This window comes from Rhodosalinus sp. FB01 (assembly GCF_041365715.1).
Lineage (GTDB): Bacteria > Pseudomonadota > Alphaproteobacteria > Rhodobacterales > Rhodobacteraceae > Rhodosalinus.
In genome coordinates, this window is sequence record NZ_JBGFSH010000002.1 from 318,084 (window position 1) to 335,371 (window position 17,288).

A 17,288-nucleotide genomic window follows, 5' to 3' on the forward strand; every position below is an offset into this window, starting at 1 on the left:
GGATCAGGCGCGGCGCGCGTCGCTTCGCGCCGGCCCGTCCGAGCCGCCGCGCGCCCGCAGCCAGTTCCACGACAGCACGGCAAGGATGACCGCGGCGCCCAGAACCTCGACGCGGAGGTCGGGATAGAAGATCGCCACCGTCGCCGGGATCACCGCCACGCGCGAGAAGATGTCCATCCGGCCGAACAGCCAGCCTTCGATGGCAGCGGCGAAGGCGGCCAGCGCGAGGATCGCCGTGACGCCCGTCCAGAGCACGACCAGAGGCGGCCCGCCCAGCACCATCTCGGGGTTGTAGACCATGAAGAGCGGGATGAGGTAGAGGCCCTTTGCGAACTTCCACGCCTGAACGGAGGTGGCCATGGGCTTCGCCCCCGCGATGGCCGCGCCCGCGAACCCCGCAAGCGCGATGGGCGGCGTCACGTTGCTGTCCTGCGAGTACCAGAACACCACCAGATGCGCGATGATGAGCGGGATGCCGAACTCCTGCGTGCGCGCCGGCCCCACCAGCACGATCAGCACGATGTAGGCCGCCGTCACCGGCAGCCCCATGCCCAGCACGAGGCTCGCGATCAGCACGAGGAACAGCGCGAGCACCATGTTCCCGCCCGAGAATGCCACCATCATGGACGAGAACTTAAGCCCCAGCCCGGTGAGCCCGACGACGCCGACGATGATGCCCGCCACGGCGCAGGCCACCGAGACCGCGACCGCGTTCCGCGCGCCCAGCGCCAGCGCCTGCGCCACCAGGCGCGCCCCGTTGCCAAGCGCGGTCCGGATCCGCTCGGCCGTGGCCGGATGTCCCGCCCGCGGCTCGAGCACGAAGATGTCGAGCGCCGCGCGGAGCCCCGCGACACCCAGTATGGCGAGGATCGCCCAGCACCCCACCCGCATGGGCGAAAGGTTGCTCAGCAGCAGATAGACCCGCTGGAAAAGCGGGATGACGAATTGCCAGCCCTCCGCCATGACCCGGGCGAAGGTCGGAAGCTCGTCCCGCGGCATTCCCTTCATCCCCGCCTTCATCGCGACGATGTGCACGAAGAGATAGACCGTGCCGAGATAGAGGAAGGCCGGAAAGATCGACATCAGCACGATCTCGACATAGGGAATCCGGGTGTATTCCGAGATCAGGAAGGCGCCCGCCCCCATCAGCGGGGGCGTGATCTGTCCGCCGGTGGACGCCGCCGCCTCGATGCCGCCCGCCTGCGCGGGGCGGTAGCCCAGCCGCTTCATCAGCGGGATGGTGAAGGCCCCGGTCGTGACGACGTTGGCGATGGCCGAGCCCGAGATCGAGCCCATGCCCGCTGAGGCGACCACCGCGGCCTTCGCAGGCCCGCCCGGCCGATTCCCCGTGGCGGCGTAGGCGAGGTCGATGAAGAATTTGCCCGCGCCCGTGACCTCTAGAAACGCCCCGAAGAGCACGAAGATGAAGACGTAGGTCGCCGCCACGCCGAGCGGCAGGCCGAAGATCCCCTCCTGCCCGAGGTAGAGCTGCCCCACCAGCCGGTCGAGCGAGGCGCCGCGATGTTCCAGGATGCCGGGCAGCCACTCGCCGAGCCAGGGCAGTTCCCCGCGCGAGCCCGCGAGCGCGTAGAGGATCGCGGCGAGCCCGATCACGGTCATGCCCAGGCCCACCGCGCGCCGGCTCGCTTCCAGCACGGTGACGGTGGCGAGGATGCCCATCCAGATATCGGTCTGCGACCAGAACCCCGCCCGGTTGATGATCGCGTCGAGGTTCCAGGCGATGTAGCCGCCGGCGAGCGCGCCCGCCACGAGGAAGGCCCCGTCGACCAGCCACGCCACCGGGCCGCGCGGGCGGTCCGGCCCGGTGACCGGGAAGATCAGGAAGGCGAGCACCAGGATGAAGCTGAGATGGATCGTGCGCTGGTAGAAAAGCCCCAGCGGCTCGATTCCCGCCCCGTAGAGCTGGAAGAGCGAAAGCGCGATCCCGACAAGGAAAACCGCCACCGCGACCGCGCGGGGCTGCGCGCCCACTGGGGCGACGAGGCGGGTCGTGTCGGCGGGGATGGCGCTCATCCGATCAGTCCTCCGGCACGAGGCGGATCGTCACCCGTGCGCCGGCGGCCCGCGGCGACAGTCGGTGCGCCGCGCCGCCGGTGACGAGGCGGTGATCGACCCGCTCGGAGCCCACCCGGAGGCTGAGCGCGTTGTCGGGGATCGCCTCGCGGAGGCCCTCGATCCAGTAGCCGCCGCGCGGCGCCGAGACGAGCCGGCCGCCGCGCCCCTCGACCGTGCCGAGACCTGCGGCGAAATCATGCAGGTAGGACCGCCGAAGCACCATCTGCCCCCCGTCGTTCACGAAACAGTCCGCCACCTCGCCGCCCGTGACCGAATGGTTCCAGCGCAGGCACCACTCCCCGCCCTCGGGCGCGCGTTCCGCCAGCAGGACGTGGCCGTCCGCGCCTTCGACCGTCAGCATGTCGGCCATGGCGGGCGCGGCGGCAAGGAAAAGGGCGGCCGCAACCGGCCGCCCCCATCGGCGTTGCACGGCTCAGTCGCGCAGACGGTCGGGAATCTCCGCGCCCGTCTCCTCGTAGTAGCGCAGGGCGCCCGGGTGCATCGGGATCGGCGTCGCGCCGAGGGCGAATTCCACCGTGGTGTCGTTCGCCGCCGGGTGCACCGCGATCAGCTCGTCCACGTTCTCGAACATGTTCATGGTGATCTGGTAGGCCAGTTCCTCGTCCATGGCCGCATTCACCACGAGCACGTTCGGCACCGCGATGGTCGGCACCGGCGCCTCGACGCCTTCGTAGATGCCGGCGCGGAGCGTGTAGGCCGCGAAGGTGCCGTGCTGCTCCTGGCCCGCGGCCACCTCTTCGTCCGTCAGCGGCACGAGGCGGATGTCGCGGGGCGCGGCGCGGTTCATGATCGACGAGGTCGGCGGCCCGACCGACCAGAAGCCGGCGTCGATGTCGCCGTCGCGCAGCGCGTCCGCGGTTTCGTTGAAGTTCAGCCGCTGCTCGTCGATGTCGTCGTAGGTGATGCCGTTCGCCTCGAGGATGCGGCGGGCGTTCACCTCCGTGCCCGAGCCGGGCGCGCCGACCGAGACGCGCTTGCCCACGAGATCCGAGAGGCCCTCGATGCCGCTGTCGGCAAGCGTCACGATCTGGATCGCGTTGGGGTAGATCGAGGCGAGCGCGCGGGCGTCCACGGCGCGTCCCTCGAACTGGCCCGCGCCCTCGTAGGCATCCACCACGGTGTCGGCGAGCGCGATGGCGATGTCGACGTCCTGGCGCGAGATGAGCGCCATGTTCTCGACCGAGGCGCCGGTGACCTCCGCTGTGGCCGAGGCGCCCTCGACGTGGCGGCCGATCAGCTCGGCAAGGCCGCCGCCGTAGGGATAGTAGGTGCCGCCGGTGCCACCGGTGGCGATGGCGAGATCCTGCGCCTGCGCGCCGGAGCCGAGCGCCACGGCAGCCGCCGCGGCGAGCATGAATCGTTTCATGGTCGTCCTCCCAGTTGCCGGGAGCGGGTGTGCCCCGCCCCTCGTTTGCGCGCCCAGTTCATTGCCCGTGGGCAGAGATGTCAAGCTCTGGCCCCATGGGCCCCTGTGGCGAAGAGCGGCTGCCCGCGCTCAGAAGAGCCCGTAATACTCGCGCTGCTCCCATTCGGAGACGGTGGCGAGGTAGCGCCGCCATTCCGCCCGCTTGATCGTGGAAAGCCACCGGACGGTATCCGCGCCCCAGACGGCGGGCCAGAGGTCGGAGGCCTCGAACGCGTCGACCGCAGCGCCCAGATCGGCCGGAAGCCGTGGCGCGTCGCTGCCATAGGGATCCTCGACCGGCTCGGGCGCCGGAAGCCCGCGCGCCGTCCCGTCTCGTCCCGCCTCGATCTGCGCGGCGAACACCAGGTGCGGGCAGGCGGCCGGTTCGGCCACGCGATTCTCGACCCGGCTCGCCGCGTCGCCCGGCGCGATCAGCGCGCGGATCATGGCCCCCTTGTTGTCGCGGCCCCACTGGATGCGGTCCGGGGCCAGCATGAAGGGCTGGTAGCGCTTGTAGCCGTTGACCGTGGGCGTCGTGAGCATGCAGCTTTCCTCTGCCCGCTCCAGAAGTCCCGCGATCCAGCCCGACGCCGTCGGCGTCAGCCCCTCGCCCTCGGGCGCGAAGAGGTTGCGGCCGCCCGCGTCGCCCACCGACTGGTGCAGGTGCCAGCCGCAGGGCACCACGCCCTCGAGGCGCGGGCGCGACATGAAGCTCGCATGGAGGCCCATGCGGCGGCAGACCTCCTTGGTGGCGTGGCGGAAGAGCACCATCGCGTCGGCGTGCGCCAGCGGATCGGCCGGCTCGAACGTCATCTCGCACTGCGACGGCCCGAACTCGACCTCCATCGAGCGCACGGGCAGGCCGAGCTTCTGCGACGCGCGGCGGATCGCGTCCATCGCCTCTTCCAGCGCGTCGTAGCGCGCCTCGGTGAGATACTGGTAGCCTTGGGCAAGAAGCGCCGTCTCGGGCGGGGCGCCGGGCATGCCGGCATCGGCGTGGGCGAGCCGGGCGTTCTCGACCCGGTGGACGTGAAACTCCACCTCGAGCCCGCAGGTCATGCGCAGGCCGTCGGCGGCAAGGCGCGCGACTGACCGCTTGAGGATCGAGCGCGGGCAGAACGGCATCTCGCCGCCATCGGCGTAACGCAGATCGCACAGCATCCAGCCGTTGTGCTGCGACCAGGGCAGGACACGGAAGGTTTCCGGATCGGGCAGCATCAGCATGTCGCCCGCGCCGTTGAGCCGGCCGTCTCCGATGCCGGGGCCGCCCTCCCAGACGGGGAAGACGGTGCGGTGCGACGTGTCCTTCAGCAAGAGCGTGGAGGTCATCGCCACGCCGGAGCGGAAGGCCGAGGCAAGCGCCGCGGCCGCCAGCGCCTTGCCGCGCAGGATGCCGTGCTGGTCCACGAAGGAGAGGCGGACCACCTCGAGCCCGCGGCGCTGCACCTCCTCCAGCACCTCGGCCGCCCGCGCGAGCGCGGCCGCGTCGTAGAGGCCAAGCCGCGCCGTGCGCCCCCCTTCGAGGTCTCCAGCGCTCATTCCGCGGCGAGCGGTGCGGACCAGTCGCAACGGGCGCGGCGATGGGCGTCGGCCTCGCGCCAGAGCGCGTCCCAGCGATCGGTCGGCCCGATGGCGTCGATGGACACCGGCCCCTGCACCCGTTCCGCGCCCGCGCCGCGCAGCGGCAGGTCGTCGATCTCGCCCGCCTCCACCTTGTCGATGGCCGCGCGCAGCATCCGGCGGTAGCGGATGATGGCGACGTCGGTCTTGCCCAGGTGCTCCTGCGTGCGGTCCTGGATCGCACCCATGCTCTCCACCGCCCACTGGTCGTGCACGTTGATGTCGAGCCCCATGCCCGTGTAGGTCTCGCGCGCCTGCTCCTCGGGGTCGTAGCCGTAATTGTTGCGCCGGTTCTTGAGCGGCGCGTAATCTGGCAGCCGGTGCTCCTTCAGGCGCTGCTCGCGCATCAGTTCCCGGTTCACCGGGTCCGTGTAGCTGGTGAACATCGAGAACCAGTAACAGTGGGTGTCATCCACCGGCACGTGCCACTGGGTGATGGGCATCTCGTTCGAGATCGGGATGCAGATCGCCTCGGGGAAGACCTGGTTGGTCACGCGGACATGGCTGCGCCCGTCCTCCATGTGCCGCAGCGCGACAAGGCGCAGGCCGTGATCGGTCTCCTCGCCCCTGATCTCGGGGCGCGGATACTCCCGCAGAAGCTGCGTCATCGGCATGTCGGTCTGCCCCGCCCGGTCGCGGAACTGCTTGCCATAGCTCTCGGCCGGGTCCTCGTCCTGGAGGAAGCGGTGCAGGAAGGAGGCGTGCACCGGGTCGATGCCCACCTCCATCGCTTGCAGCCAGTTGCACTCCCAGAGGCCCTTGAAGGCGAAGACGTGGCTTTCGGGTGCGCGGAAGCAGTCGAGATCGGGGAAGGCCGGCGGCTCGCCCGGCCCCATGTAGGCCCAGACGATCCCGTTCTTCTCGACCACCGGGTAGGCGGTGGTGCGGATGTTCCCGGCAAGCGGTGAGCCCTCGGGCTCGCCCGGCGTATCCACGCACTGGCCGGTCCGGTCGAAATGCCAGCCGTGGAACGGGCAGCGCAGGCCGCCATCCTCGCGCCGGCCGTAGCAGAGGTCGGCGCCGCGGTGCGGGCAATGCCGTCCGATGAGCCCGAGCTCGCCGGACGTGTCGCGGAACAGCACGAGGTCCTCGCCCATCAGCCGCACGGGAATCACCGGGCGCGGCCCCGACAACTCTTCCGAAAGCGCGGCGGGCTGCCAGTAGAGGCGCAGGACGGCCCCTGCGCCGGTACCCTGCTCCACGCGCGTGATCCTGTCATTGAGTTCCTGGCTGATCATCCGGGCCTCCTTGCCAAGCGTGAATTGGCATTTGCGCGAAAATCGCACTGGCGATACATTATCGGAATGTTGAGTCAGCCGCGCGGGACTGTCAAGCGCGCGAAGGAGGGTCGCGGCGATGGCCGGAACCACAGAGATCTCCACCTCGGACACGTCGCTCACCTTCGCCAAGGGGCTGTGTGTGCTGAAATGCTTTGACGCCGACGCGCAGCAGCTCACCATCCCCGAGATCGCCCGGCGATGCGGCATCGACCGCGCGGTGGCGCGCCGGCTCGTGCTCACGCTGGTGCGGCTGGGCTATGTCCGGCAGACCGGGCGCAGCTATTCCCTGTCGCCGCGCATTCTCGTCCTGGCGGGCGGGTTCCTGCAGGGGCGCCGCTTCGGCCTTGCGATCCAGCCGGTGCTCGAGGGATTCGCCGCGCAGTGCGGGCAGCCGCTGTCCATGGCGATGCGCGACGGGGAAGACGCGATCTTCCTCGCCCACACGGGCGGCGACGGGCTGGCGCCGCGGCTGGGCTTCACCGTGGGCAGCCGGCTGCCGCTTCTCGCCACCGCGATGGGCCGCGCCCTCGTCGTGCAGGAACCGCCCGAGCGCCGCGCGCAGCTGGTGGCCGAGGCACCGGTCGCGGCTTGGACCGAGAAGACCATCACCGACCGCGCCGCCGTGATGCGCCTCATCGAGGGGGCCGCGCCCAGCGGGATCATGCACTGCGACGGCGAGTTCGAGCCAGGCGTCACCGCCACGGCGATCGGGTTTCGCTGCTCGGGCGGGGAAATCGCCGCGGTCGGCCACTCCGCGGAAGGGTCCTTTTACGAGATGCCGGGATTCCGGCCGCGGATCGAGGCCACGCTGCAGCGTTGCGCCTCGGCGCTGCGGGGGCTTCTCTAGCCGTCCTGCAGGCGCGGCATGTAGGTCGGCTGCAACGCGCCGAGCGCCTCGCGCACCTCGGGGGACGGATCGCCATAGACCGTCATGCGCAACGGACGCACCAGCGCAAACAGCGGGCGCGCGAAACGCCGCGTGAACCCCTGCAGATGCTCGACCACGGCGGTATCGTTCGAAAAGCCCATCAGCAGATGCAGCCGTTCGCCATCCTCCGAAAGATGGACATCGCATTGCAGCGTGCCCGCCTCCTCCTCCCGGGCCTGGTAGAGCAGGTCCTGCGCGATCGCGGCCAGATCGTCGTCCGGCGCGCCGCGCAGTTCGGTCTCGAGCACCCAGCGCAGATAAAGCGTCATTGCGCACCCCTCCCGCGCCGCGACGGTGCAGCTCGCTTCGGCATCATCCTCGTCATCATCAGGCCCCGAGTTTCCAGTCGGGGCGAGGCATAAGACAGAATCGCTGCCGCGCTAAGCCGAAAAGCGACAGCGCGGCGCCGTGGCCGCCGCCGGGTCGAACGCGCTTGACAACCGCGCCGGGCGGCGGGCACCTTCGCCCTGCTTCGGTTCCGGCGTTTCGGCGTCGGATGAAAAGGGAACGCAGTGAGGATCCGGCTTCGCGCCGGCCCGAATCTGCGGCTGCCCCCGCAACTGTGAGCGGAGAGCGAAGCCGGAACATGCCACTGCGGCGCCTAGGGGCGCGGCGGGAAGGCCCGGCCAAGCGACGACCCGCAAGCCAGGAGACCTGCCGAGGCGATCACCCTGTCCTGGCGCGGGGCGCGCCACGGGCAACGGACCCTTCCGTCGAGGTGACAATCGTTTCGTCGTCCGCGAGGGGCCGGTCATGCCGTCCGTCGCGGGCATTCACCGGCCGTCGGCCCCCGGGCCGCCATGAAGGGACAGATCCATGACCCGCCTTCCACTCTCCGCATCCGCCGCCGTCGCGGCGCTTCTTTCCGCCTCCCAGGCCCTGGCCCAGGAAAGCTTCGATCTTGGGGAGATCGTCGTTTCCGGCGCGCTCGTCCCGCAAGAGGTCAACCGCACCGGCGCCATCGTCGACGTCCTCGACGAAGAGGCGCTCGACGAGGCGCCGCTGACGCTCGAGCGCACGCTCGATCGCATTCCCGGCGTGTCCTTTTCCTCCAACGGCGGCCTCGGCAGCGCCAGCACCGTGCGGATTCGCGGCCTCGGCAGCGCCTATGTCGGCGTGCGCATCGACGGCATCGACGTGAGCGACCCGTCGGCGGTTCAGCTCGGCTTCGACTTCGGCGGCCTGACCAGCGCGGGCCTGCAACGCGTCGAGGTGGTGAGGGGCTCGCAATCGGCGCTTTACGGCTCCGAGGCGATCGCGGGCGTGGTGGACGTGACCACCTTCCGCGCGAGCGAGCCCGGCACCTTCGTCAAGGGCTTCGCCGAGGGCGGCAGTTTCGGCACGGCGCGGGGCTCGGTCGGGGTGGCCACCCGCGGCGAGCGCGGCGCGCTCGCCTTCAACCTCGCGCGCACCGAGACCGACGGCATCTCGGCCCGCGCGGGCGATTCGGAGGACGACGGCTACGAGGAGACGTTCCTGTCGCTCTCGGGCGATTACGAGGTGGGCGAGGGTGTCGTGCTCGGGTTCTCCGCCTTCCACCGTGACGCCGAGGCGGAAATCGACCGCTCGACCACCGACAACAGCGGCACCAATTTCCTGGAGCAGACCGGCGCGCGCGTCTTCGCGGAAATCGCGGCCTTCGGCGTGGATCACACCTTCAGCTATTCGACCTTCCGCGCGGAACGCCGCGACCCGGGCGGCGTGATCAAAGCGTTCGACGGCGACCGCGACCAGCTTTCCTATCTCGGCACGACCGAGCTGTCGGGCGGGACCACGCTCAGCTTCGGGCTCGACCGCACCGAGGAGGAGTACGAGACCGATTTCGACGCGGGCTCTTCGGTGACGACCTCGGCGCTGGCCGAGGCGATCTTCCGTCCGCGGGACGACCTCGATGTCGCGGTTTCGCTGCGCTACGACGACAACGACGATTTCGGCGGCAATACCTCCGGGCGCGTCGCGCTCGCCTGGCGCGCGCGGCCGGACACGACGGTCCGCGCCGTGGTCGGCACCGGATTTCGCGCGCCGTCGCTCTTCGAGCGGTTCAGCGCCGCGGGGGATCCGACCCTGAAGGTCGAGAAAAGCCGCAGCGTGGAGCTTGGCGTCGAGCGGCGCTTCGGCGAGGAGCGCTTCGTGCAGGCGACGGCCTTCTACGCCGAGATCGACGACCTGATCGGCTTCGACGGCGCCGCCACGGCCTGCGGCAGCGGCTTCGGATGCTACAACCAGGTTCCCGGCACCACGGTCAGCAAAGGGCTGGAGATCGAGGGGCGCTACGCCTACACCGACCGCGTGGCCGTCTTCGGCGCCTATACCCTGACGGACGCGGAAACCGACGGCACGCGGCTCGCGCTCGTGCCGCGCCACGACCTCACCCTCGGGGTGGACGTCGATTTCACCGACCGCCTTCGCGGCACCTTCGACGTGCAGCGCGTGGCCGACGTGGAGCCCAGCGCCTTCGCGCCGCCGAACAACGACGTGGGCGACTACACGCTGGCCAACCTGGGCTTTTCCTACGCGGTGACCGACACGGCGGAGGCCTATCTGCGCGTCGAGAACCTCTTCGACGAGGATTACGAGACGGTGGGCGGCTACAACATGCCGGGCCGGGGGATCTATGTCGGGCTGCGCGCGTCGTTCTGATCGGCGGCTCCGGCGCGCCGCGGCGGCGCTCGGGCTCTGGCTCGGGCTGTCCGTCGCGGCGGCGGGCCCGGGCGGCGCGGACGAGGCGCCGCCCGCCCGCGTCGTCTCGATCAACCTCTGCACCGACCAGCTCGCCATGATGCTCGCGGCGCCGGGGCAGCTCCACTCGGTGACGAACCTCGCCACCGATCCGCGCGTCTCCGCCATGGCCGAAGAGGCGGCCGCCTTCCCTTCGAACCGCGGCGCCGCGGAGGACATCTACCTCATGCGGCCCGACCTCGTGCTCGCCGGGCGCTACACGGCCCAGCCCACGGTCGCCATGCTTCGCCGCCTCGGGATTCCGGTCGTCGTGTTCGATCCCGCGCTCTCTCTCGACGACGTGCGGACCCGGATGGTCGAGATGGGCGCGGCGCTGGGACAGGAAGAGGCCGCCGCGCGCGCGGTCGCGATCTTCGACGCGCGCCGCGCCGCGCTGCGCGAGTCCGTTTCGCGCCGGCCAAGCGCGGCGCTCTACTACGCCAACGGCTACACGGCGGGCGACCGCTCGCTGGCCGGCGAGATCCTCGCCGCCGCCGGCTTCGAAAACGTGGCCGAGGCGGCCGGCCTCTCGGCGGGCGGGCGGATGCCGCTCGAGGTGCTGGCGCTGGCCGCGCCTGAGGCCGTCGTGACCGCCCGGCCCTATCCCGGCGCCTCGCGCGCCGAGGATATCCTCGACCATCCGGGGGTGCGCGCCCTGCGCGAGGGCCGTGCCGCGGGCGCCTTCGCCGACCGCGACTGGATCTGCGGCACGCCGCATGTGCTGGCGGCCATCGAGTCGCTGGCCGAGCTGCGCCGCACCCTGCCGCCGGGGGGGGCGGAGTGACGCGCCTCGCGCTTCTTCTCGGTGCGCTCGTCACGGCCCTCTTTCTGGGCTCGCTCACCATCGGGCCGGCGGGCGTGGGCGCGGGCGAAAGCCTTCGCGCCCTCGTCGCGGGCGATGCCGGCCCGCTCACCCTCGTGATGCGCGAGATCCGCCTGCCCCGCGCGCTCCTCGCCGCCATCGTGGGGGCGCGCCTCGGCCTCGCGGGCGCGGCCATGCAGGGCTACCTGCGCAACCCGCTGGCAGAGCCGGGGCTCATCGGCGTCTCGGGCGCCGCGGCGCTCGGCGCGGTGATCGCGCTTCAGACGGGCCTCGCGGCGAGCTGGGCGCTCGGCCTGCCCGCCACCGCGCTCGCCGGGGCGCTCGCCGCCGTGCTTCTCGTCGTCGCGCTCGCGGGCCCGCGCGGCACCTCGCTCACGCTCATCCTCGCCGGCATCGCGATCTCGGCGCTCGCCGCCGCGCTCACCTCGCTGGTGCTCAACCTCTCGCCCAACCCCTTCGCGGCGAGCGAGATCGTCTTCTGGATGATGGGCTCGCTCGCCGACCGCTCGATGAGCGATGTCTGGGTCGCGCTGCCCTTCACCGCGCTCGGTTGGGCGCTTCTGATGACGATGGGGCGGGGGCTCGACGCGCTCACGCTGGGCGAGGACGCGGCGGGCGCGCTCGGCATCCGGCTCGGGCGGCTTCAGGCCGCGCTCGTCCTCGGCCCGGCGAGCGCGGTGGGCGCGGCGACCGCGGTGGCGGGCACCATCGGCTTCGTGGGCCTCGTGGTGCCACATCTTCTGCGCCCGCTCGTGGGCGCGCGGCCCTCGCGGCTTCTGTGGGCCTCGGCGCTCGGCGGGGCAGCCATGGTGCTCGCCGCCGACATCGCGGTGCGCCTCGTCCTGCCCGAGCGTGACCTGATACTCGGGGTGCTGACCGCGCTCGTGGGCGCGCCGCTCTTCCTGCATCTCATCTACCGGACGCGAAGGGAGATGGGATGAGCCTGCTGTCGCTGTCGGATCTCTCGGTGCGGCTGCGCGGGCGCGACGTGCTGGCGGGCGTCACCCTCGACATCGGCCCCGGAGAGGTCGTGGGGCTGATCGGCCCCAACGGCGCGGGCAAGACGACGCTGATGCGCGCGGCGCTCGGCCTGCTGCCCGCCCGCGGCCACAGCAGCCTTGCCGCCTTGCCGCCGCGCGCCCGCGCCCGGGCCGCGGCCTGGATGCCCCAGGCGCGCGAGATCGCCTGGCCCGTCAGCGTGGAGACGCTGGTGATGCTCGGCCGGATCCCCCACATGGCCGGTGGCCAGCGCCCGTCGGAGGGCGACATCGCGGCGGTGGAGCGGGCGCTTGCCGCCATGGGCCTCGGGTCGTTCCGCCACCGCACCGCCACGCGGCTGTCGGGCGGCGAGCAGGCGCGCGCGCTGATCGCCCGGGCGCTTGCCCAGGATACGCCCCTCATCGTGGCCGACGAGCCCATCGCGGGGCTCGATCCCGCGCACCAGATCTCCACCATGAAAAGCTTCGCGCGGATCGCGGAAGACGGGCGCGCGGCGCTCGTGTCGATCCACGATCTGGGTCTGGCCGCGCGCCACTGCACCCGGCTCGTGCTGCTCGACGGCGGGCAGGTAGCCGCGGACGGGCCGCCCGGCGAAGTGCTGACACCTGCCCGCCTTGCCGAGGTGTTCCATGTGCGCGGCTTCTTCGAGACCACGGCGGCGGGCCCGGTCTTCCAGGCGCTCGACGTGATCGGCTAGGGACCGCAGCTTTCAGCCGCCCGCGACGCCCGCCTCCGCGAAGGTCGCCATCCCGTCATGGCAGGCCAGCGCCGCGCGGACCACCCCGAGCGCCAGCGCCGCGCCCGAGCCCTCGCCCAGCGCCATGTCGAAGTCGAGCACCGGGCGCCGGCCCATCGCGTCGAGAAGGCGGCGGTGCCCCGGTTCCCGGCTGACATGACCCGCGAGGCAGTGATCGAGCGCGCCGGGCGCCGCCGCGGGAAGCGGGGCCGTGGCGGCGGGGCAGATGAACCCGTCCAGCAGCACGGGAATCCGCCGCGCGCGCGCCTCCAGCACCGCCCCGCAGATCGCCGCCTGTTCGCGCCCGCCGATCCGGGCGAGCCAGTGCAGGCCCCTTGTTCCCGCGTGGCGGGCGAGCCCTGCCTCGACCGCCGCGAGGTTCCGCGCCCGCACGGCATCGTCCGCACCGGTGCCGGCACCCACCCAGCCTTCCGCCGGGCCGCCGAAGACGGCCGCGGCAAGCGCCGCCGCGACGGTGGAATTGCCGATGCCCATCTCGCCCAGCACGAGGATGTCCGCATCCGGATCGACCGCCGCCGCGCCTTGGCGCATGGCGTCGAGCGTCTCGTCCTCGCCCATCGCCGGGCCTTGGGTGAAATCGCCGGTCGGGCGGTCGAGGTCGAGCGCCACCACGGCGAGCGCCGCCCCCGTGACCCGGCAGATCTGGTTGATCGCCGCGCCCCCCGCCTGGAAATTGGCGACCATCTGGGCCGTTACCGCCTGGGGGAAGGGATTGACGCCCTGCGCGCAGATCCCGTGATTGCCCGCGAAGACGAGCGCCTGCGCCGTCTCGAGCCGGGGGCGCGGATCGCCACGCCAGCCCGCGACGAAGACCGCGATCTCTTCCAGCCGGCCGAGCGAGCCGGGCGGCTTCGTCAGGCTGGCCTGACGGGCGGCGGCGGCGCGGGCCGCCGCGTCGTCGAAGCCGGGCAGCGCGCCGGCATGGGCGGCCAGATCGTCCAGCCGCGCGGGATCAGGGATCGCGGTCATTGGGTTTCAGCCTCAGGGGGCAGCCCGCGACGGAGAGCCAGACTTCGTCCGCCTCGGCCGCGACCCGCTGGTTGAGCCAGCCCGCCGCGTCGCGGAATTGCCGCGCGAGCGCGTTCTCCGGCACGATCCCGGCGCCCACCTCGTTGGTCACCAGCACGACCGGCGCGCGCTGCCGCGCGAGGGTATCGGCCAGCGCCTCGGCCTCGGCGCGCCAGTCGCGCCCGCCGAGGACGAGATTGCTGAGCCAGAGCGTCAGGCAATCCACGAGGCGCGGCCCGGCGCCGTCGCTGTTGTCGAGCGCGGCCGCCAGCGCCAACGGCGCCTCGAGCGTGCGCCAGCCGTCCCCGCGCCCGGCGCGATGGGCGGCGATTCGGTCCGCCATCTCGGCGTCGCGCGCCTCGGCGGTGGCGATGTAGACGGGACCCCGCCCGAGGCGAAGCGCCAGCCTTTCGGCCAGGCCGGTCTTGCCGGACCGCGCGCCACCTGTCACGAGAATCTTCGTCGCCATGCCAGGGCAGAAAGCAGAGCCGCGCGGCGAAGGGAAGAGCCGCTTTGCCGGACGGTCGGCGCGGGGCGTTCAGCCGGGCGCGTCCTGCGCCCGCGCCCAATCATGACGGGCGCGCCGCGGCTCCTGTCCCCAGACCATCCAGAGGAGCGCGCCCTGGAGGTAGAGCGCGACCCCCCCGAGACCGAGCCACGCGGCCCGCGAGGCGAGGCTTTCGCGCGGCATGTCGAGCAGCAGGTTGATCGCCGTGTCACCGAGGATCACGACCAGTATCCCCGTCAGCAAAACCTTGTGCAGCATAAGCAAAACAGTTTTCACCGTTACTCTCCTTGTTCACTCGTGATGCCACGGGTCTGGACGACAGGGCGCGAACTGGTTTGGCGGAAAGCTGATATTAGTGAGTCATTGACCGCGAAGAGTCCTGCCAGCACGCGAAAACGGAAAATTAAGCAAGCCCGCGAAACAATCCACGAGCCGCGCCTTTTGCCGCGCCGCGCCTGGTGCCGCGCACGCGAGGAGGCGGCCGAAAGCCGCGGCCGGCCCGTGCATGATCGGGTCCCGCCCAGTTCGGTGGCATTCGTTCAGCCGAAGTGCCGGATAGGCGCCGACATGACGCCGGAGAGGCTCGTGGCCGAAGACGCGACCCCGTTCGCGCCGGATTCGGCCGAGCGGTTGCACGCGACCAGAATTCCTGTATGACGCGCGCAACCCGCCCGGGTCGGCCGTGCGCCACGACCCCTTGCCGGAGCATCGCCGACGATCCCGGGCGCGCCGACACAGCGCGTCACCACGACCCGCCAACGGGGTGACCATGAACGCGCTCTACGCTTACCGTGACCAGTGGATCGGGAACATCCGCGGCGACATCCTCGCCGGCCTCGTCGTCGCACTGGCGCTCATCCCCGAGGCGATCGCATTCTCGATCATCGCGGGCTTGGATCCCAAGGTGGGGCTTTACGCCTCCTTCTCGATCGCGGTGATCGTCGCGATCACGGGCGGCCGGCCGGGCATGATCTCCGCGGCGACGGCGGCGACCGCCGTGCTGATGGTCACGCTGGTGAAGGAGCACGGGCTGCAATACCTACTGGCCGCGACCGTGCTCGCGGGGCTCATCCAGATCGCCGCCGGGCTCGCGCGGCTGGGGCAGCTCATGCGCTTCGTCTCGCGCTCGGTCATCACGGGCTTTGTCAACGCGCTCGCCATCCTGATCTTCCTCGCGCAGATCCCGGAACTCACCGGCGTGACGTGGGTGACCTACGCCATGGTGGCCGCCGGCCTCGCCATCATCTACCTCTTCCCGATGCTGACCACGGCGCTGCCCTCGCCGCTGGTGACCATCGTCGTGCTGACGGCGGCGGCGATGGCCCTGGGGCTCGACGTGCGCACGGTGGGCGACATGGGCGATCTGCCCGACACGCTGCCCGTCTTCCTGATCCCCGACATCCCGCTGAGCCTCGAGACGTTGCAGATCATCCTGCCCTATTCGCTGGCGGTCGCCGCGGTCGGGCTGCTGGAAAGCCTGATGACGCAGACCATCGTCGACGACCTGACCGACACCGCAAGCGACCGGAACCAGGAATGCATCGGTCAGGGCGTCGCCAACACCGCCACCGGCTTCATCGGCGGCATGGCCGGCTGCGCGATGATCGGCCAGTCGATCATCAACGTGAAATCGGGCGGTCGCGGGCGGCTTTCGACCTTCACGGCCGGCGCGGTGCTGCTGTTCATGATCGTCGCGCTCGGCGATGTGGTGGCCCGGATCCCGATGCCGGCGCTGGTGGCGATCATGATCATGGTCTCGATCGGCACGTTCTCATGGTCGTCGATCAGGAACCTGCGCGATCATCCGCGCTCGTCCTCGGTCGTGATGCTCGCCACCGTGGTGGTGACGGTCTACACCCACAACCTCGCCATCGGGGTTCTGGTGGGCGTGCTGCTGTCGGGCATTTTCTTCGCCGGCAAGATCGCCCAGATCTTCCGCGTCACCTCCGAGATCTCGCCGGACGGGCGCGCGCGCACCTATGTCGTCGAGGGGCAGCTCTTCTACGCCTCGGTCGAGGATTTCATGGCCTCGTTCGATTTCCGGGAGGCGCTGGAACGGGTCACCATCGATGTCAGCCGCGCCCATATCTGGGACATCTCGTCGGTGGCCGCGCTGGACATGGCCGTGCTCAAGTTCCGGCGCGAGGGCGCCGAGGTCGAGATCGTCGGCATGAACCAGGCGTCCGAAACCATCGTCGACCGGCTCGCCATGCACGACAAGCCGGGCGCGATGGACAAGCTGATGGGGCATTGAGGGGAAGCGCATGACCGCAGTTCTGATGGCGCTGGTCGACGGGTCGGCCTATTCCGAGAGCGTCTGCCGCCACGCCGCGTGGATCGCGTCGCGCACCGGCGCGCAGGTCAAGCTCTACCACGTGCTCGACCCGCGCCGCGCGCGCAGCAAGCGCGACCTCTCCGGCTCGATCAGGCTGGGGGCGCGTTCGAACCTGCTCGAAAAGCTCACCGCGCTCGACGAGCAGCACGCGAAACTCGCCCAGGCGCAGGGCCGCGCGATCCTCGAGGACGCGAAGGCGCTGGTCGAGGCCGAGGGCGTCGGCGACGCGGTCACGCGCCTGCGCCACGACGACATCGTCGATACGGTCGTGGCCAAGGAGGGCGCGGTCGACATGATCCTGATCGGCAAGCGCGGCGAGGCGGCGGGCCTCGAGAAGACGCATCTCGGCTCGAATTTCGAGCGGATCGTCCGCGCCAGCCAGAAGCCCGTCTTCGTCGCCAACCGCGCCTTCCGCCCTATCAAGCGGGTGCTGATCGCCTATGACGGCGGCGTGTCTGCGATGAAGGCGGTGGATCACGTCGCGCGCGATCCCCTGTTCACCGGGCTCGACGTGGTGGTGGCCACCGTGGGCGCGGACAACGAGGAAATGCGCCGCGCGCTGGCCAGCGCGCGGGCCACGCTCGACGCGGGCGGCCATGTGGCCGAGACGCGCGTGCTGGACGGCCAGCCCGGCAAGGCGCTGGGCGAATTCGTGGACGGCGAGGGCATCGACCTGCTGGTGATGGGCGCCTACGGCCACTCCCGGATCCGGACCCTCGTCATCGGTTCGACCACGACCGAAATGATCCGCTCGTGCAAGGTGCCGGTGGTGCTGATGCGCTGAGCGCCGCCGAGGCGCGGTAGCGCCAC

16 protein-coding genes and 1 riboswitch are annotated in these 17,288 nt (G+C 71.1%); of the genes, 7 read left to right on the top strand and 9 right to left on the bottom strand.

What is annotated here, in order from left to right:
* Positions 1-3 precede the first annotated feature (3 nt).
* From AB6A65_RS04275 to AB6A65_RS04295, 5 genes are all read right to left on the bottom strand, one after another.
* Complete coding sequence (locus AB6A65_RS04275) at positions 4-2,034, bottom strand: TRAP transporter permease (RefSeq protein ID WP_371037118.1); 2,031 nt, start codon at positions 2,032-2,034, stop codon at positions 4-6.
* Between the two features lie 4 nt (positions 2,035-2,038).
* On the bottom strand, positions 2,039-2,446 hold the full coding sequence (locus tag AB6A65_RS04280) for a DUF1850 domain-containing protein (RefSeq protein WP_371037119.1): 408 nt from the start codon (positions 2,444-2,446) through the stop codon (positions 2,039-2,041).
* A gap of 63 nt (positions 2,447-2,509) precedes the next feature.
* Positions 2,510-3,463, bottom strand: a complete 954-nt coding sequence (locus AB6A65_RS04285) for a TAXI family TRAP transporter solute-binding subunit (RefSeq protein ID WP_371037120.1) — start codon at positions 3,461-3,463, stop codon at positions 2,510-2,512.
* Positions 3,464-3,592: 129 nt separating this feature from the next.
* On the bottom strand, positions 3,593-5,041 hold the full coding sequence (locus tag AB6A65_RS04290) for a glutamine synthetase family protein (RefSeq protein WP_371037121.1): 1,449 nt from the start codon (positions 5,039-5,041) through the stop codon (positions 3,593-3,595).
* Positions 5,038-6,360 (bottom strand): Rieske 2Fe-2S domain-containing protein, encoded by a 1,323-nt coding sequence (locus tag AB6A65_RS04295; protein WP_371037122.1) that lies wholly within the window; start codon positions 6,358-6,360, stop codon positions 5,038-5,040. Before AB6A65_RS04295 ends, AB6A65_RS04290 begins: the two co-directional genes overlap by 4 nt.
* A gap of 118 nt (positions 6,361-6,478) precedes the next feature.
* Between AB6A65_RS04295 and AB6A65_RS04300 the strand changes: the two genes are divergently transcribed.
* Positions 6,479-7,249: a helix-turn-helix domain-containing protein gene (locus tag AB6A65_RS04300; RefSeq protein WP_371037123.1), complete on the top strand. Its 771-nt coding sequence runs from the start codon at positions 6,479-6,481 to the stop codon at positions 7,247-7,249.
* On the opposite strand, the gene AB6A65_RS04305 is transcribed toward AB6A65_RS04300, so the two are convergent.
* Positions 7,246-7,599: a hypothetical protein gene (locus AB6A65_RS04305; RefSeq protein WP_371037124.1), complete on the bottom strand. Its 354-nt coding sequence runs from the start codon at positions 7,597-7,599 to the stop codon at positions 7,246-7,248. The genes AB6A65_RS04300 and AB6A65_RS04305 overlap by 4 nt on opposite strands.
* A 187-nt stretch (positions 7,600-7,786) precedes the next feature.
* Positions 7,787-8,007: riboswitch (cobalamin riboswitch) on the top strand.
* Between the two features lie 139 nt (positions 8,008-8,146).
* On the opposite strand from AB6A65_RS04305, the gene AB6A65_RS04310 reads away from it, so the two are divergent.
* The 4 genes from AB6A65_RS04310 to AB6A65_RS04325 are packed head-to-tail and all read left to right on the top strand — an operon-like array spanning position 8,147 to position 12,567.
* Positions 8,147-9,970, top strand: a complete 1,824-nt coding sequence (locus AB6A65_RS04310) for a TonB-dependent receptor plug domain-containing protein (protein ID WP_371037125.1) — start codon at positions 8,147-8,149, stop codon at positions 9,968-9,970.
* Complete coding sequence (locus AB6A65_RS04315) at positions 9,945-10,832, top strand: ABC transporter substrate-binding protein (protein ID WP_371037126.1); 888 nt, start codon at positions 9,945-9,947, stop codon at positions 10,830-10,832. Before AB6A65_RS04310 ends, AB6A65_RS04315 begins: the two co-directional genes overlap by 26 nt.
* Positions 10,829-11,812 (top strand): FecCD family ABC transporter permease, encoded by a 984-nt coding sequence (locus AB6A65_RS04320; RefSeq protein ID WP_371037127.1) that lies wholly within the window; start codon positions 10,829-10,831, stop codon positions 11,810-11,812. Before AB6A65_RS04315 ends, AB6A65_RS04320 begins: the two co-directional genes overlap by 4 nt.
* Positions 11,809-12,567 carry an ABC transporter ATP-binding protein gene (locus AB6A65_RS04325; RefSeq protein WP_371037128.1) on the top strand — a complete coding sequence of 253 codons (759 nt, stop codon included), beginning with the start codon at positions 11,809-11,811 and terminating at the stop codon, positions 12,565-12,567. The genes AB6A65_RS04320 and AB6A65_RS04325 overlap by 4 nt, the downstream gene beginning before the upstream one ends.
* Positions 12,568-12,579: 12 nt before the next feature.
* On the opposite strand, the gene cobT is transcribed toward AB6A65_RS04325, so the two are convergent.
* The 3 genes from cobT to AB6A65_RS04340 form a co-directional block, all read right to left on the bottom strand.
* Positions 12,580-13,596 carry a nicotinate-nucleotide--dimethylbenzimidazole phosphoribosyltransferase gene (gene cobT, locus AB6A65_RS04330; protein ID WP_371037129.1) on the bottom strand — a complete coding sequence of 339 codons (1,017 nt, stop codon included), beginning with the start codon at positions 13,594-13,596 and terminating at the stop codon, positions 12,580-12,582.
* Entirely contained in the window at positions 13,580-14,104 is a 525-nt protein-coding gene (gene cobU, locus AB6A65_RS04335) for a bifunctional adenosylcobinamide kinase/adenosylcobinamide-phosphate guanylyltransferase (RefSeq protein WP_371037130.1), read from the bottom strand. The genes cobT and cobU overlap by 17 nt, the downstream gene beginning before the upstream one ends.
* 69 nt (positions 14,105-14,173) lie before the next feature.
* Positions 14,174-14,419 carry a hypothetical protein gene (locus tag AB6A65_RS04340; protein ID WP_371037131.1) on the bottom strand — a complete coding sequence of 82 codons (246 nt, stop codon included), beginning with the start codon at positions 14,417-14,419 and terminating at the stop codon, positions 14,174-14,176.
* Between the two features lie 493 nt (positions 14,420-14,912).
* On the opposite strand from AB6A65_RS04340, the gene AB6A65_RS04345 reads away from it, so the two are divergent.
* On the top strand, positions 14,913-16,397 hold the full coding sequence (locus AB6A65_RS04345; protein ID WP_371037132.1) for a SulP family inorganic anion transporter: 1,485 nt from the start codon (positions 14,913-14,915) through the stop codon (positions 16,395-16,397).
* A 10-nt stretch (positions 16,398-16,407) separates the two neighbouring features.
* Positions 16,408-17,262 (top strand): universal stress protein, encoded by an 855-nt coding sequence (locus AB6A65_RS04350; RefSeq protein WP_371037133.1) that lies wholly within the window; start codon positions 16,408-16,410, stop codon positions 17,260-17,262.
* The last annotated feature ends 26 nt before the right edge of the window (positions 17,263-17,288 follow it).

Excerpts from the sequence above, each read along its gene's own strand:
- AB6A65_RS04275 (WP_371037118.1), bottom strand. The coding sequence starts at position 2,034 with ATGAGCGCCATCCCCGCCGACACGACCCGCCTCGTCGCCCCAGTGGGC.
- AB6A65_RS04280 (WP_371037119.1), bottom strand. The coding sequence starts at position 2,446 with ATGGCCGACATGCTGACGGTCGAAGGCGCGGACGGCCACGTCCTGCTG.
- AB6A65_RS04285 (WP_371037120.1), bottom strand. The coding sequence starts at position 3,463 with ATGAAACGATTCATGCTCGCCGCGGCGGCTGCCGTGGCGCTCGGCTCC.
- AB6A65_RS04290 (WP_371037121.1), bottom strand. The coding sequence starts at position 5,041 with ATGAGCGCTGGAGACCTCGAAGGGGGGCGCACGGCGCGGCTTGGCCTC.
- AB6A65_RS04295 (WP_371037122.1), bottom strand. The coding sequence starts at position 6,360 with ATGATCAGCCAGGAACTCAATGACAGGATCACGCGCGTGGAGCAGGGT.
- AB6A65_RS04300 (WP_371037123.1), top strand. The coding sequence starts at position 6,479 with ATGGCCGGAACCACAGAGATCTCCACCTCGGACACGTCGCTCACCTTC.
- AB6A65_RS04305 (WP_371037124.1), bottom strand. The coding sequence starts at position 7,599 with ATGACGCTTTATCTGCGCTGGGTGCTCGAGACCGAACTGCGCGGCGCG.
- AB6A65_RS04310 (WP_371037125.1), top strand. The coding sequence starts at position 8,147 with ATGACCCGCCTTCCACTCTCCGCATCCGCCGCCGTCGCGGCGCTTCTT.
- AB6A65_RS04315 (WP_371037126.1), top strand. The coding sequence starts at position 9,945 with ATGTCGGGCTGCGCGCGTCGTTCTGATCGGCGGCTCCGGCGCGCCGCG.
- AB6A65_RS04325 (WP_371037128.1), top strand. The coding sequence starts at position 11,809 with ATGAGCCTGCTGTCGCTGTCGGATCTCTCGGTGCGGCTGCGCGGGCGC.
- cobT (WP_371037129.1), bottom strand. The coding sequence starts at position 13,596 with ATGACCGCGATCCCTGATCCCGCGCGGCTGGACGATCTGGCCGCCCAT.
- cobU (WP_371037130.1), bottom strand. The coding sequence starts at position 14,104 with ATGGCGACGAAGATTCTCGTGACAGGTGGCGCGCGGTCCGGCAAGACC.
- AB6A65_RS04345 (WP_371037132.1), top strand. The coding sequence starts at position 14,913 with ATGAACGCGCTCTACGCTTACCGTGACCAGTGGATCGGGAACATCCGC.
- AB6A65_RS04350 (WP_371037133.1), top strand. The coding sequence starts at position 16,408 with ATGACCGCAGTTCTGATGGCGCTGGTCGACGGGTCGGCCTATTCCGAG.